The following is a 14892-nucleotide window of genomic DNA, read 5'->3' as shown; positions in this document are numbered from 1 at the left end:
CAGTTTCACTACTTTCATTATATACAAAAAAAGCACAAAGAACTCATTTAAGAGTCCTTTTGTGCTTATAAATAATATATGCATTCAACAGGTAATCTAGAAACGTCCTGTTGTTTCGTCCACTGCATACTAGTTCATTTTTTGCTTTTGTTCTTTACCGTTAACTTTATACACTAAATAACCGCTACCAATCATTAAATCCGTTACAGATTGTTTCACTACTACATTTGTTTTTAATGTTTTAAGATTTAGTTTTGTTAAGTAGCCACTATTACTATAATCGCTATAATAAAGATAATCGCCAGCGCCTGTAATGTACAGTGCACGAGTATCAATCACCTTCGTCTTCTTACCACTTACTAAGTCAAGTTTATACAACTTATCATTATCCGCTGTATTGCTGAAGTATAAAGTATTTTGGATTTGGTGTGCAAAATGGACATTTTGCATGAAATTATAGGAAGTACTTGTGGCCGCAGGATAATCTGTAGTAATCCAAGTATGGTCTTTGTTTAGTTGTGCATCGGTTACAAGGAAGTAATCATAGGAAGATGCCCCTATTCGATTTGGTAATGGATCATTCCAAGTTGTATCCAGATGATACCACTTGCCATCAAGCTTCACCATATTCCAGGCATGTGCTTCAGTGCCATTCACATAACCTACTACATATTTTGTTTCAATCCCTGCTTGCTCTAGCATTTTATAAGCTGATAACGCATAGCCCTGACATACAGCTTGTCCTTCGAATAGTAAAGCGTAAGCGCTATGGGGACTTGCTTTCGTTTTTGTACCATAAGTAGTATTTGACACAATATAATCATTAATAGCCTTTACTTTTTGAAACGGTGTCATAGAAGGCTTAATAATCGTCTTTAAAACGCTATCAATCTTCTTTTGTACAGCAGCTTCTTGTGTGGCATTTGTAAAGTATTTTACTTTATAGGTTACATTCCCGACAGAGTCAGCAGACATTGAAATGCTTTGAAGATGACCACTAGCATACGTAGCTTGTTGCTGTGCCTTTTCAAATGCCTCCATAAACTTGTCCATATCCGTCATTGAACCGCTATATGTAACTTTAATTTCAGTCGCAAAATTATTAAGTTGCTTTGCTATTTCTTTTGTTAATTGATCAACAGTTGCTATCTTCGTACTAGCCATCGCATTGTATACAATCGGTGCAGGAGTGTTTAATGGTTGAGTCTGTGCACTTTGTGCATTGGCTACAGTTGGGCTTAACATCAACAATGTGGCACTGCTTAATAACCATTTTTTCAAGATAGATTCACCTTCTCTTATATAATATCTTTATATTAATTATAAAAGAAAATGCAACTTTAAATCTATCATACAAGTTCACTACATACGACTTTTTTCTACAATATTTCATTCCAATAATTAGGTTTTTACACCTACCTTTACTATAAATCTACTAAATTAAAGTAATTTTTTGCAAAATTCATCAATTCACTTCTTTTAGACTACTAAGACCTGTAAGACGACACAAGCCCCGCTACATCGACTTTTATTGAATAACGAATTCATCGAGCCTTCAGGAGGCTTACCGTTGTCCAATGAAAAGTGAAGAAGCAGAGCTTGTCGATTTAACAATAATCCATTTTAATTTTATGCTTTTTATATTAGCCTTAACAATCAACGGCTTTTAACAACTAAATTAACCGCTTCTTGAATCAATTCATTCATTTTCTCGCCGTCACCTTCCGCATTTTGGACACATTCCAACAGATTCGTACTCACAATGACACCTACTGTACGATCTACTGCTGAACGCACTGCTGATAATTGCGTAATAACAGCCTTACAATCCTTTTCTTCTTCCATCATTTTTAAAATACCGCGTAGCTGACCTTCCATGCGCTTTACACGATTTTTTACTTGATCTGAATATTCCACATTCATTACCCCTTCTTTTTATACTCGCGACGTCCAGTTGAGTAATTATTATTCTTATCCTAGCACAAAATATAAGAAATAAACCTGCCACATCATTCTTGCTAAGGTTTTAAATATTTTATAAGCATTTTAGTCATTACAGTACCTGCATTTGTTAGTTCATCGTATTGCATAATTGAATTCTTTTTTATGCGTAGCTGACCAATTTCTACTTCGAAAATGGGACATTTTCTTCTTAGAGCGACGACAAGCATATTTGTATCGTAGTCAAAACGATCACCTTGCACTTTAATAAGCCATGGTAATTCATTGATTGCTATGTAACGCAAACCTGTTTGTGTATCCATCAATTTTTTATGGAATAGTAATTCAAACAACAAACTAGTCGCTCGATTTCCCCAATAGGAAAAAAATGTACTATCCGAAGAATGAAAATTTCGTATACCCAGCACAATACCTTCTGAAAAAACTTTTGTCATGTTCAATACTAGTTTGATATCTTGTAACGTATGTTGCCCATGTGCACCTACTGTTAATACACCATGAAACTTCACACGTTTAGACCATACATAGGAGAATGCAGTTTTTAATGCGCCTCCCTTTCCAATATTGTGTTCATGCTGAAGAACCTTGCAGCTATCTATTTTCTTTAACTCTTCAAAAATACTTGTATATTTTTGATCGCTACCGTCATTCACAATAATAACTTGGGAAATGGAGGTAGCTAATAATTGATGTACGAATGTTACAAATGATTGTTGCGGATTATATGTTGGAATAATTGCTGCAATGTTTTTCATCAATTAAACAATCCCCCCAATAACTATAAACAAACTCTTATATCAAATAGTAACATGGAATGTCGACAATTCAACCGATGATTTCATTGTAAAAACATCAATAACTTTAATATTTTCCCGATATATGAAAAAAGGCTGCTACCGTGAATTGGTTAAGAAGAGGTGAGTACAATCGTTATACAATATGAAATCCTACATGAACAATGTAAAAAGTTACACATATTATCGTTTACGCATTTAGCAGAAAGTCTAGAAGAAGCTAGCACTCATGCTATATCCCAACCTTCCATCTCCTTACATAAGTCACGCCTCGTTGTCGAGGAGATTGTTTATGACTTTTACGAGCTGGAAATGCACGCCAAACCTAAAATAAAAAATATGCGAACACTATTAAATAATCGTACGTTTATAGCAAAAATACATCCACGTCGCATTTATTTATTAATGGAGCTTGTCCTAAAAATGACAAGTACTAGCAATAATGACATTGTTGAAGCAAAAGCCGCCAAAATTGTCCTCGATTATGTTAGTGATATCGTTGAATGGTTTATTCATCGTTATGATCGGAAACTTAAAATGTCCATGTCCTCGCGAAAAGGCGCTAAATTTGAAGATATTTTGCCGCCAATCGATACGAAGACGCTGGATCACTACTCTGCGAAGGACTATGAACATGCGGCTAATTGGTTTGAATTAGCTGCTAAAAAAGGCAATGCAAGTGCACAATACAATTTAGGCTTCCTTTATAATCATGGTCGTGGCGTCCAAAAAGATTATATAGCTGCCAAAACATGGTATGAGAAAGCAGCCGCACAACAAGATGCGAACGCACTTTATAGTCTCGGCGTGCTTTACCATTTAGGGCAAGGTGTTGTACAAAATTATGAAGAGGCTGCAAGATATTATAAATGTGCTGCAGATTTAGGAAATGCCGATGCACAGTACAATCTAGGTGTACTTTATAATCAAGGGCTGGGGCTTCCTGTTAATTTTACAGAGGCCGCAAAATGGTATATTTCAGCTGCCAATCAAGGTAACACTAGTGCACAAAATAATCTCGGCTTTCTTTACCATAATGGGACTGGTGTGCAACAAAGCTTTGAGGAAGCGATAGCCTATTTTGAAATGGCAGCACTTGCTGGAGATGCAAGCGCGCAATATAACCTTGGGTATATGTATCTTAAAGGTCGTGGTATCTCACAAAATATGGAGGAAGCTGCGAGATGGTTCCATTTAGCTGCTCTTCAAGACCATACCAATGCCGAATTTCAATTAGCGATGCTATACAATTCAGGATTAGGTATACAGCAGGATCACGTTGAAGCAATGAAATGGTTTAAACTTGCTGCTCATAACGGACATACCAATGCGCAATATTGCCTTGGTATCCTCTACCAAAAGGAGAAGGATAACACACGAGCAGAAAGTTGGTTACAACTTGCCGCTGACAGTGGTCATATTAGTGCTGGCTACGAGTTGGGGCTTCTTTATGTCTATCAACTTCAACAGCCCGATAAAGCATTACCCTATTTTAAAATGGCTGCTGACAAAGGCTATGCTGATGCTCAATTCGAGCTAGGGCTTCTTTATGCAAAAGGGACAGGTGTTACATTGAATTATACTGAAGCAGTGAGATGGTGGAGAGCTGCAACCGACCAATCCCATATTCAGGCGGAGTATCAGCTAGGATTATTATATGAACAAGGTTTAGGTGTTCCCCAAGACTTAGATGAAGCTCGACGTTGCTATAGGCTTGCCGCTCTTCAAGGGCATTCAGGTGCGCAATATCAACTTGGTAATTTATTTGATAAGGGGAAAGGTGTAAAGCAAGATTTTACAGAGGCTGCAAAATGGATTGAACAAGCGGCGAGTAAAGGACATGCTAAAGCTCAATTCCAGTTAGCCCAAATGCATAGTCATGGACAAGGTGTGCCTAAAGATTTTGCCAAAGCAGCACAACTTTATCGACTTGCTGCCAATAAGGGACATCAAAAAGCGCAATTTCAGCTTGGTATGCTTTATAAAAAAGGACAAGGCGTTGCTCAAGATTATAATGAGGCAACACGTTGGCTAAAAAAATCTTTAGAACATTTAACATAAGTGCGTCCTGAGGCGAACTAGTGCGAGTCGTACTTGTAAAAAAGAGTACCTATAAGAAATGGTCTGTAAAAATAAAAATGGAGGCAAACTCAAATTTTATTGAATTTGCCTCCATGCTAACCGCGTTAGTTATTGACGCGGTTTTTATATTAGTTTTTCATTTCTTCTTTTTGATTAATCATAAATGTTACAACGATAAATAGCGCAAAACTAATTAATAAAGTTGTACCACCGACAATAAAGAAAACTAAAGTCAATGTATGATTAAAGTTGAATGGATTAATATTGTAGAACCACATTCCAAGTGTTAAGCCGAAGACGCCAATAATTGCCGTCCAGCCGTGTAATGTCACTAACTTTTGTGATTTTACTTTAAAGGCACGGTAGAAAATCCCCCATGCAAACATACTTAACCAACCAACAAGTAAAACGTGTGCGTGAATTGGTCGAAACTCATAACTTCCTGACCCTGACATATGCGAACCTAAATACGTACCCACCAATGCGAAAATCGCAGCGAGTCGAATAAGACGTATACTCCATTTTTGCTCCATACGATAACTCCTCCAAGTTTTAACTTACGTAGAAGTTTATCGTTTGAATATGAACTTTACATGAACTCCATATTACAATTTTGGTAGGTGTATACAAACACTTGTCCCTTCGTTCATAGCACTTTCCATTTGCACTTTACCACCGTGCAATTCAATAATTTGTTTAACAATTGCAAGACCGAGACCTGTCCCCTGTTTCGTTCTAGACTCGTCAGCTCTATAAAAACGGTCATATACCTTTTGCAATTGTTCTGTAGTCATACCAATGCCGCTATCCTTTACTAATACCTCTACAAAAGTCGTTTGTTCCTGAAGTTGGATATGAATGTCTCCACCATTAACATTATATTTAATGGCGTTTGTTAATAAATTATCCCAGACATTTTGCAATAGACTTGCATCGCCATTATAAATTACTGGCTCAATCTGATACGATAATTGCACATTCGCTTCCTCTAACTGCCAACGATATTTTCGCACTGTTTCCTTCAATTGCTCATCTAACGGATACGGTTCTCGCTTTAACATTCTGGTAGATTGATCAAGTGATGTCAGCAATAATAGTTGCTTTGTCAATGTCGAAAGTCGCTTTGTTTCTAGCTCTATAATCGTTGCGTATTCTTGCCGTTCAGGTTCTGCAAGCGTAGGATTTTTCAATAAATCGACATACCCTTGAATATTCAATAACGGGGATTGAAAGTCATGGGATACATTACTTATAAACTGTTTTCGCATTCTGTCATTTTCCTGTAGTTTTTCTGTCATAACATTAAAACTATCCGCCAGTTGTCCAATTTCATCTGCTCGGTCAATTTCAAGCAACGTATCAAACTTTTCATGGGCAAGTTGATGAGTTGCTTCGGTTAACTTTGTAATCGGACGAATAAGTGCCTTTGCAAATAATAACATGGCAAGTAAGCTCATCACCGCCATCCCAAGAATGAGACCACCTAATAACGTATGAGCCTCTGAGAACAAGAATCGAATATCTGGTCGAATAAACAATGCATATTGCTCGTTATGATACGTAAAGGGTACACCAATAGTATTTATTAACTCATTCGCAAAAAAGCCTGTCATAAAAGTCTCTTTTGGAAAATCTCGCATCCCATGATAGACTTCCCCATCTAATACTTGCTGGATAATATCAGTGGGCAATTTCTTATCTCGGTATTCGCCACCAAAAAAACGATGTTCCTCTCCAGTTGTAACATATATTTGATACCCAATATCGCCAAGCGTTGTTAAATAATTATCTAAATCCATTTCTTTCGCTGATTCAATATAGTCGGCAATATCTTGTGCAATCGCAACGTTTTTTGCATCATTTTTTTCTTTAGTCACTTGGTGATAATATGTATTCGTCATTAAAAATCCAATACATAAACTGCCAATCATAATGAGCATGGTCGTGATAACAAATTTACTATATAACGTCTTCATGGTGCACTTACCTCAAGCTTATAACCGACACCACGCACCGTTGTAATTTCGACATCTGTATTGTAACGATGCAATCGCTCGCGAATCCGCTTCACATGTGTATTTAATGTTTGTTCATCACCTTCATAGTCGTAACCCCATACTTGCTCCATAATAATGCTCCGTGTAAATACTTGATTTGGACGAGAGGCAAGTAGCGCTAACAGCTCAAACTCTTTTAAAGGTAACAGAAGCGTGTCACCACCAATTGTAACCTCAAAGCTACGGCGATCAATTTCAAGCTTACCCACCTGTATCGTTACTTGGTTTTTTTTATCAAGCCTACGCAAAATAGCCGCAATACGGAACAGTAATTCCTTTGGCTCGAACGGCTTAACGACATAGTCATCAGAACCTGCTAAAAAGCCTCGCTCCTTATCTTCAAGCTCTCCCTTAGCCGTTAATAACAGCACAGGGATATCATAATCCTTACTTAAAATTTCTGTTAGCGTAAAACCATCCATTCCGGGCATCATGACATCCACTACTGCCAAATCGGGCATATTTCCATCCAGCAATTGCAAAGCTTGTTCCCCATTCTCTGCCTGCATGACTTGATAGCCTTCGCGAGTTAAATAAATATTTACTAACTGTAAAATATGCACATCATCATCGACAACTAAAATTTTCATTCCCTCTTGCCTCCGTTCAATATACTAGCGCCCTCCACCCTAAATTATCAGAATTGTTTGGGTATTGTTTGGGTGACTGGCACTAAAAAGAAATTATAGAAATCAGCAGCAATATTAGCAGTGGTAAAACAATGACAATATAGCCTCTTGGATTTGCAAAATTCATTGTCCAGCCTACACCAAAACGTTTTTCTACAAAAACAGATGGGTCCTGACGATTCATATAAATAAGACCGCCTTTCCAGTAACGATCCTCATCAATATCCATTACCTCTGACACCACATTATCTTCATATTTCAACCGTAATTGTCGCTTTTTCCATGCATAAACTAGCACTGAACCTAAAATTAAAAATAGAAATGCAATAAAGAATGGTAATAGTTTATTGCCTTCAGCCATTGAAGGATAAATATTACTTAGCTGTAGTATGGTCAATAATGCGGTTAAACTATAGCTAATCAATGCTATATTCCAGCTCATAAACTTTCGTGTTTTTAATTCATTTTCTAATGACTCCTGCTGACGATTAATAGACATTCGAATAGCCGAACGCTTAAGTGAATCTGCAGTGCCCCACATCATACATTGCATCATCAACATAACTAGTGGTAATGAAATCGCAATAAAATAGGTTTTTTCTCGCCATGCATCCGCCGCTCCACTTGGTCCCCAATGCACCGCTACAGCATTTGGTATTTGACTATAATGTAATAATGTAAAAATAATAAGAAAAATCGTAACGCCTATAGGCACCACATAGAAGGGCCATGGAAGCATTTCATCACGACTACGAGCAGTTAAATCAACTGCTCGCACCTGTTTTATATTCATGCCCCATTGCTCGCGTATTTTCAAATTCATCACTTTCTGATGGTTTAACCAGTATAACACCATACTAATCGCCAGCATGCCAAATAAACAGCTTAGTAAAAGGATGCCTTGTGCACTTTCAGAAGGTGCAAGCGACCAGTTAAGCATTAGCATAAGTATTAAAATCAGCACGCCAAAAAGCCCTACTGTTTGCGCATATCGTTTTTTCGCAAGAGCTAATGCAGAATGCTTTATATTTTGCTCTGGTACAGTAACGCCAAATACAATAGTCTCACGTACAATGTAAGGGACAAAAACTTGCATAGCTAATGTCATCACATACATTATTGTAAAAATACCTAGTAGCATGCTACACCCCTTCTGCTGGCAGTTGCAAGTCAGCGAATACCTTTTTCATCATGTGCTCAATTTGATCCACTGTTGCACCGAGCACCATTCCTTCTGCCACAACAGGCTTTAAATTTTTTTCAATCTGCTGCAACTGTTCAGGCGTTAATGCACGCTCCTCCGTTGAACGAATAATTGCTCCTGATTTAGCACGAATCGTTATAATGCCCTTCGCCTCAAGTTCATGGTAACTCTTATTAACCGTATGCATATTGACACCTAAATCGGCTGCTAAACTTCGTACCGACGGCAATGTATCCCCCGGTCCCATGTCCCCTCTCGCAATACTCTCTATAATTTGCCGTGTAACCTGTTCATAGATAGGTACATTCGATAATGGCTCTATTTGAATAAACATCTAAATCAACTCCATATTTGTTATATAATAAGTATAACAAATAACCAATTTTATGCATAGAAAAAGGAGCTATTCTGTAAGGGCTTAAATTGTTTTGCAATGAACTTTCTTACAAGTACACTTTTCTTCTCATTATTTTTGTACAGATCGAAACTTTATTACTATCATCCCAAACATGCTTGCCGATTTTCTACTCTGAACCTTATTTGCAAGCGATTCTTAGGTTAAATAACAAAAAAGATGTCTCATGTACTTTTGAGACACCTTTTCTAATATTAATTCGTTCCTACTGCTAATTGTTCTCTTAAGCGTGCAACTGCTTCTTCTACTACTACTGCATGTCCTAATTCATTAAGTGATTCACCAATTCGTCTCACGGCTTGTTCAAGCATTGCGGGTGTTGTATTGCCCATATGCCCAATACGGAATGCTTTACCTGCTAAATGAGCCAAAGCCCCAGCAACAATTACACCTTTTTCAGCAAGCTTCGCACGGAACTTGGCATCCTCTACGCCCTCCGGATAGAGCATACAACTTAAAGTTGGAGCTGCTACTGTTTCGTCAGCTAGTGCTTTCATACCATACGTAGATAATGCTAAACGCATAGCGCGACCGTACGCTAGATGACGTGCCTCACGCTTAACAATACCTTCATCTAAAACCATCTTCATAGCAACATCATAAGCATAAATTAAATTTACAGGTGGTGTTGCAAAATATTTCCCTGGATCATTCATAACCGGAATCCAATTTTCTATATCACTATAGTATGCGGGTATCGTTCCTAGCGCTTCACGAGCCTTTAAGGCCGATTGATTAAAGGCGATAATGGCTAAACCTGGTGGTATCCCGATTGCTTTTTGTGAGCCAGTTAGTACAACATCTAATTTATAGTCAGGATGACCATATGTTTTATTCATATTTTCATCTAGCGCTGCTGTTGCGACAACACCATCTAAAATAATTAATGCCCCTGCACTTTTAATAATAGGTACCAATGCATCGAGATCCGAAGCGACGCCTGTAGATGTATCTGCATGTGTAATAGTGACTGCCTTATAATTAGCTTCAGCTAATTTTGCCTTTACTGTAGCTGGTTCAACTTGTTTTCCCCATTCTGCTTGTATCACGTCTACCTGAATACCATAAGCAGTTGCTAAAGGCGTAAAACGATCACCAAAATATCCGTGACTAATAACGAGTATTTTTTCTCCCTTACCCACAGTATTAACAATCGCCATTTCCATTGCTAGCGTTCCAGAACCTGCTAGTACAAACACTTCGCCATCCGTTTGGAATAGTTTTTTTGTTTGTGCTAATGCGTTTTTATAAATTGCCACAAAACGTGGATCTGTATGCCCACGGGTTTCGCTTGCCAAAGCATCATATATTTCCTCAACTACGGGTGTAGGACCAGGAATTAATAGTATTTCTTTATTAGTACTCATCTCTTTTCCCCCTCTAAATGATTTCTAAGTATAGAAAAATGCCTTACAAGCCCCCCATCAAAGCTTGTAAGACATCTTGCACCCCATTTTTAAATCTCAATACTTACGATTAATATAAGTAGACCCCTTTTATTAAACAATGCTCATTTTTTGTAAGAAACGGAGGAACAGACTCCGTTCGTTACATTAGTTGGAATTAGTGAGCTGCATTCGAGTTCAGCCCACAGTGTTTAAGGAAAGTTAGATATGTTCGTTAGTAGATTTCTATCAATTAACTTAATTTTTCATAGCCTGGAAGTGTCAAGAATTCCACGAATTCATCTTGCTCAATTAAAGATTTAAACAGTTCAGCAGCTTCAGCATAGCGACCACTGTTATAGGCTTGTTCCCCAACAGCCTCTTTAATTTTCACAAGCTCTTCTTCCAATATTTCCAGCACAAATGCTAATGTAATACCACGCCCATCATCTAAAATACCCTTTGGATGACGAATCCATTGCCATACTTGTGTACGGGAGATTTCTGCAGTTGCAGCATCTTCCATCAAGTTGTTAATTGGTGCAGCTCCGTTGCCTCGTAACCAAGAAGCAATGTACTGAACTCCTACGCTACAGTTAATACGAAGACCTTCAAGGGTAATTGTCCCTTCTGGAACAGCTACTAAATCTTCAGCCTTTACATTCACATCTTCGCGTTTTTTATGGATTTGGTTTGGTGTTTTCATAATCGCATCAAACTGCTCCATAGCTGTTGCCACCATACCAGGGTGTGCTACCCAAGTTCCATCATGACCATCCGTTGCTTCACGACGTTTATCTTCCGCAACCTTTGCAAATGCTACTGCATTCGCCTCATCATCGCCTTTAACAGGTATTTGTGCAGCCATACCACCCATAGCAGGTGCGTTGCGCTTATGACATGTTTGGATACATAAAGACGTGTAAGCCTTCATAAATGGAACTGTCATTGTTACTTGACCACGATCAGGTAAAATCACATCAGGTTGATTGCGCAGGCGTTTAATGTAGCTGAAAATATAATCCCAACGACCACAATTTAGACCTGCTGAATGATCGCGAAGCTCGTATAAAATTTCATCCATTTCAAATGCAGCTAATATTGTTTCAATTAAAACTGTCGCTTTAATTGTACCTTGTGGAATACCAATATAATCTTGTGCAAAGATAAAGACATCATTCCACAAGCGAGCCTCTAAATGACTTTCTAACTTCGGTAGATAGAAGTATGGACCCGTGCCTTTTGCCAATGCATTTTTAGCATTGTGGAATAAATAAAGACCAAAATCGAAGAAACTACCTGAAACTGGCTCACCATCTACCAACACATGTTTTTCAAGTAAATGAAGACCACGTGGACGTACTAGTAATACCGCTGTTTCTTTATTTAATTTATACGTTTTACCGTTTGACGCTTGAGTAAATTCAATCGTCTTATTAATGGCATCACGCATATTAATTTGACCAGAAATCATGTTTTCCCAAGTAGGAGCTGAAGCATCCTCAAAGCAAGCCATGAACATTTTCGCACCAGAATTTAATGCGTTAATAACCATTTTGCGGTCTACTGGTCCAGTAATTTCTACGCGTCGATCTTGTAAATCTGCAGGCAGTGGCGCAATTGTCCAATCTCCCTCACGAATATGCTTTGTTTCTGGTAGGAAGTCGAGTTTCTCACCAGCATCTAGACGCTTCTGACGATCTTGACGAGCCTCTAAAAGCTCTTTACGACGAGCATCGAATTTTTCATGCAGGGCAAGAACAAACTCAAGGGCCTCCGGTGTTAAAACTTCTTTTGTTTGCTCGTTTTGTTGTCCAACAATTTTAAGCTTACCTGTAGTTGCCTGTTCCATTAGTAGTTCCCCCACCTCTCGTGATTTAAGTTTCCCCCGCTTAGGAGGTGCGAGGGAAACTTATCTATGATTATGAATTTAGGAATTAACGTAATCGAATTAAACGAATTGTTCTGTTTCTGTAGAACCGGCCATCGCTGTTGTTGAAGAAGTACCACCTGAAATAACTTGTGACACATCATCGAAGTAACCAGTACCTACTTCGCGTTGGTGACGAGTAGCTGTATAGCCTTTAGATTCAGAAGCAAACTCAGCTTGTTGAAGTTTAGAGTATGCAGCCATGCCGTTATCTTTATAGTCATGAGCTAACTCAAACATAGAGTGGTTTAATGCATGGAAGCCAGCTAATGTTACGAATTGGAATTTGTAACCCAATTTACCTAACTCACGTTGATATTCTGCAATCTCTTCTTCTGAAAGGTTTGCTTTCCAGTTAAATGAAGGTGAACAGTTGTAAGCAAGCATTTTACCAGGGAATTCAGCATGAATCGCCGCTGCGAACTCACGAGCTTCTTCAAGTGACGGCTTAGACGTTTCACACCAGATTAAATCTGCATATGGTGCGTAAGCTAGACCACGAGCAATCGCTTGTTTAATACCTGGTGTTGTACGGAAGAAGCCTTCTGGTGTACGTTCGCCAGTAATAAATTCAGCATCACGTGGGTCAATATCAGAAGTTACCATATCTGCAGCATCAGCATCTGTACGTGCGATTAAGATTGTATCTACGCCCATTACATCTGTTGCAAGACGAGCAGCAATTAAGTTACGAACTGCGTTTTGTGTAGGAAGTAATACTTTACCACCTAAGTGTCCACATTTTTTCTCAGAAGCTAATTGGTCTTCTAAATGCACACCAGCAGCTCCTGCTTCAATCATTCCTTTAACAAGTTCGAATACGTTTAAAGGACCACCGAAGCCAGCTTCAGCATCAGCTACGATTGGTGCAAACCAATCGAAATCGTCTACACGACCTTCAGCATGGTCGATTTGATCAGCGCGTTGTAGCGCTTGGTTGATACGTTTTACTACAGCTGGTACAGAGTTAGCTGGGTATAAAGATTGGTCAGGGTACATTTGACCTGAAAGGTTAGCATCAGCAGCTACTTGCCAGCCAGATAAGTAGATTGCTTTTAATCCTGCTTTTACTTGTTGAACCGCTTGATTACCAGTTAATGCACCTAATGCATTAATAAACGGTTCTTCGTGTAATGATTTCCAAAGTCGTTTAGCACCTTTTGTTGCTAAAGTCTGTTCAATTACAACAGAACCTTGTAATTTAACTACCTCTTCAGCCGTATAAGCGCGTTCAATACCAGCCCAACGTGGGTTTTCTGCCCATTGTTTTTCTAAAGCTTGAATTTTTTCTTGACGTGTTGACATATTGAAATTCCACCTTCCCCTTTGTGTAAAATATACTCTGTTAAAAAACTTTTTAATTTCTGTTCCATAACAGGTTTATTTATTGTAAATTAATATATAACAGTACATCTGAATTTTCACTATTTTTTGATAAAAGACCAAATTTTGATGATGAAACCGCTTTTTTAAGCGACAAAATTTGGTAAACTGTTTACAAACAAGGGGGCTATTCACAATGAAAAATGAAATCAATGCTGTACAAAAAAGTATTGCACAACAATTTATTACGATGTTACAAGACTGGATTCCACCCAACTCGTCCATCGCCATTGCTGTAGAGAACTCCTATATTTACTTTAACTCTGGATATCATGGTATTCATTTAGAAATAGGACGGCAAGTTGAACCAGGCAGTATTGCAGAGCAAGTATTGCGTACAAATAAACGTACAGACGCAATATTAGATAATACTCTATTTGGTACACCCTATTATGGTATTGGCTACCCAGTACATATTCAGGATACGCCAGCAGCATTAGTAGTTGTTTTACCTTCAACTTTTACTGCACAGAAATTGGAGCCTTATCAATTTTTAACAGGGAAACAGGAAGAAGAATGGACCCCTGTAGTAATCGATAAAATTTCTTATATTGAGAGCCTTCAGAAAAAAACTTGGTTTTATGTAGAAAAGGAACAATTTAAAACCAGTATTACACTTAAAGAATTACAAATGCGTTTACCTCCGTTTTTTATACGCATTCATAGATCCTATATAGTGAATATTCATTTCATAAAAAAAATGGCGCGTGATCTTACTTCGAATTTCATTGTTACTTTAAAAGATGGTACAGAATTACCTGTCAGCCAATCCTATCTTAATAACCTACGTAATGCGCTAGAATTTTAACAAAATAAAAACAGCTGCCTTCTGCAGCTGTTCAAATATTGACACAAAAAAACCTGAGAATAAATTCTCAGGTTTTTATTTGCCTAGCGACGTCCTACTCTCACAGGGGGAAGCCCCCAACTACCATCGGCGCTAAAGAGCTTAACTTCCGTGTTCGGTATGGGAACGGGTGTGACCTCTTTGCCATCATCACTAGACAGTATTTAATTGAAAGATTGTTCTTTCAAAACTGGATAAACGGTT

At 38.2% G+C, this 14892-nt stretch carries 13 protein-coding genes and 1 rRNA gene; 2 read left to right on the top strand and 12 right to left on the bottom strand.

Features of this window, described 5'->3' with window-relative positions; all coding sequences use genetic code 11:
• Window positions 1-129 precede the first annotated feature (129 nt).
• The 3 genes from LO754_RS00660 to LO754_RS00650 form a co-directional block, all read right to left on the bottom strand.
• Entirely contained in the window at window positions 130-1281 is a 1152-nt protein-coding gene (locus tag LO754_RS00660; protein WP_229388181.1) for a transglutaminase domain-containing protein, read from the bottom strand.
• A 375-nt stretch (window positions 1282-1656) separates the two neighbouring features.
• Window positions 1657-1917 (bottom strand): metal-sensitive transcriptional regulator, encoded by a 261-nt coding sequence (locus LO754_RS00655; RefSeq protein ID WP_024360805.1) that lies wholly within the window; start codon window positions 1915-1917, stop codon window positions 1657-1659.
• A gap of 101 nt (window positions 1918-2018) precedes the next feature.
• On the bottom strand, window positions 2019-2717 hold the full coding sequence (locus tag LO754_RS00650) for a glycosyltransferase family 2 protein (RefSeq protein WP_029747046.1): 699 nt from the start codon (window positions 2715-2717) through the stop codon (window positions 2019-2021).
• 162 nt (window positions 2718-2879) lie between these two features.
• Here LO754_RS00650 and LO754_RS00645 point away from each other — a divergent pair, with 162 nt between their 5' ends.
• A complete protein-coding gene (locus LO754_RS00645) occupies window positions 2880-4817 on the top strand; it encodes an SEL1-like repeat protein (protein WP_229388179.1) in 1938 nt (645 codons plus the stop codon).
• A gap of 149 nt (window positions 4818-4966) precedes the next feature.
• Here LO754_RS00645 and LO754_RS00640 read toward each other — a convergent pair whose 3' ends face one another.
• The 8 genes from LO754_RS00640 to aceA form a co-directional block, all read right to left on the bottom strand.
• On the bottom strand, window positions 4967-5371 hold the full coding sequence (locus tag LO754_RS00640) for a hypothetical protein (protein ID WP_024360807.1): 405 nt from the start codon (window positions 5369-5371) through the stop codon (window positions 4967-4969).
• Between the two features lie 72 nt (window positions 5372-5443).
• Window positions 5444-6814 (bottom strand): HAMP domain-containing sensor histidine kinase, encoded by a 1371-nt coding sequence (locus LO754_RS00635; protein WP_108031185.1) that lies wholly within the window; start codon window positions 6812-6814, stop codon window positions 5444-5446.
• Window positions 6811-7485 (bottom strand): response regulator transcription factor, encoded by a 675-nt coding sequence (locus LO754_RS00630; RefSeq protein WP_069508731.1) that lies wholly within the window; start codon window positions 7483-7485, stop codon window positions 6811-6813. The genes LO754_RS00635 and LO754_RS00630 overlap by 4 nt, the downstream gene beginning before the upstream one ends.
• Before the next feature lie 82 nt (window positions 7486-7567).
• Window positions 7568-8665 (bottom strand): DUF1648 domain-containing protein, encoded by a 1098-nt coding sequence (locus LO754_RS00625; RefSeq protein WP_231785374.1) that lies wholly within the window; start codon window positions 8663-8665, stop codon window positions 7568-7570.
• Window position 8666: 1 nt separating this feature from the next.
• Window positions 8667-9062 (bottom strand): GntR family transcriptional regulator, encoded by a 396-nt coding sequence (locus tag LO754_RS00620; RefSeq protein WP_231785373.1) that lies wholly within the window; start codon window positions 9060-9062, stop codon window positions 8667-8669.
• Window positions 9063-9337: 275 nt separating this feature from the next.
• Window positions 9338-10510 (bottom strand): pyridoxal-phosphate-dependent aminotransferase family protein, encoded by a 1173-nt coding sequence (locus tag LO754_RS00615; RefSeq protein WP_108031191.1) that lies wholly within the window; start codon window positions 10508-10510, stop codon window positions 9338-9340.
• A gap of 271 nt (window positions 10511-10781) precedes the next feature.
• Entirely contained in the window at window positions 10782-12380 is a 1599-nt protein-coding gene (gene aceB, locus LO754_RS00610; RefSeq protein WP_024360813.1) for a malate synthase A, read from the bottom strand.
• Window positions 12381-12479: 99 nt separating this feature from the next.
• A complete protein-coding gene (aceA, locus tag LO754_RS00605; RefSeq protein ID WP_025218341.1) occupies window positions 12480-13763 on the bottom strand; it encodes an isocitrate lyase in 1284 nt (427 codons plus the stop codon).
• Between the two features lie 214 nt (window positions 13764-13977).
• Between aceA and LO754_RS00600 the strand changes: the two genes are divergently transcribed.
• Window positions 13978-14649, top strand: a complete 672-nt coding sequence (locus LO754_RS00600) for a LytR/AlgR family response regulator transcription factor (RefSeq protein WP_024360815.1) — start codon at window positions 13978-13980, stop codon at window positions 14647-14649.
• Window positions 14650-14730: 81 nt separating this feature from the next.
• On the opposite strand, the gene rrf is transcribed toward LO754_RS00600, so the two are convergent.
• Window positions 14731-14846: ribosomal RNA gene (gene rrf, locus LO754_RS00595) — 5S ribosomal RNA — on the bottom strand.
• Window positions 14847-14892: the final 46 nt, after the last annotated feature.

The organism is Lysinibacillus sp. GJ-1 (genome assembly GCF_021166035.1).
GTDB lineage: Bacteria > Bacillota > Bacilli > Bacillales_A > Planococcaceae > Lysinibacillus > Lysinibacillus sphaericus.
This window is presented reverse-complemented; position numbering and strand designations above follow the sequence as displayed.

Bases quoted from the DNA above. Each gene is read 5' to 3' on its own strand.
- LO754_RS00650 (WP_029747046.1), bottom strand. From the start codon at position 2,717: ATGAAAAACATTGCAGCAATTATTCCAACATATAATCCGCAACAATCA.
- LO754_RS00640 (WP_024360807.1), bottom strand. From the start codon at position 5,371: ATGGAGCAAAAATGGAGTATACGTCTTATTCGACTCGCTGCGATTTTC.
- LO754_RS00635 (WP_108031185.1), bottom strand. From the start codon at position 6,814: ATGAAGACGTTATATAGTAAATTTGTTATCACGACCATGCTCATTATG.
- LO754_RS00630 (WP_069508731.1), bottom strand. From the start codon at position 7,485: ATGAAAATTTTAGTTGTCGATGATGATGTGCATATTTTACAGTTAGTA.
- LO754_RS00625 (WP_231785374.1), bottom strand. From the start codon at position 8,665: ATGCTACTAGGTATTTTTACAATAATGTATGTGATGACATTAGCTATG.
- LO754_RS00620 (WP_231785373.1), bottom strand. From the start codon at position 9,062: ATGTTTATTCAAATAGAGCCATTATCGAATGTACCTATCTATGAACAG.
- LO754_RS00615 (WP_108031191.1), bottom strand. From the start codon at position 10,510: ATGAGTACTAATAAAGAAATACTATTAATTCCTGGTCCTACACCCGTA.
- aceB (WP_024360813.1), bottom strand. From the start codon at position 12,380: ATGGAACAGGCAACTACAGGTAAGCTTAAAATTGTTGGACAACAAAAC.
- aceA (WP_025218341.1), bottom strand. From the start codon at position 13,763: ATGTCAACACGTCAAGAAAAAATTCAAGCTTTAGAAAAACAATGGGCA.
- LO754_RS00600 (WP_024360815.1), top strand. From the start codon at position 13,978: ATGAAAAATGAAATCAATGCTGTACAAAAAAGTATTGCACAACAATTT.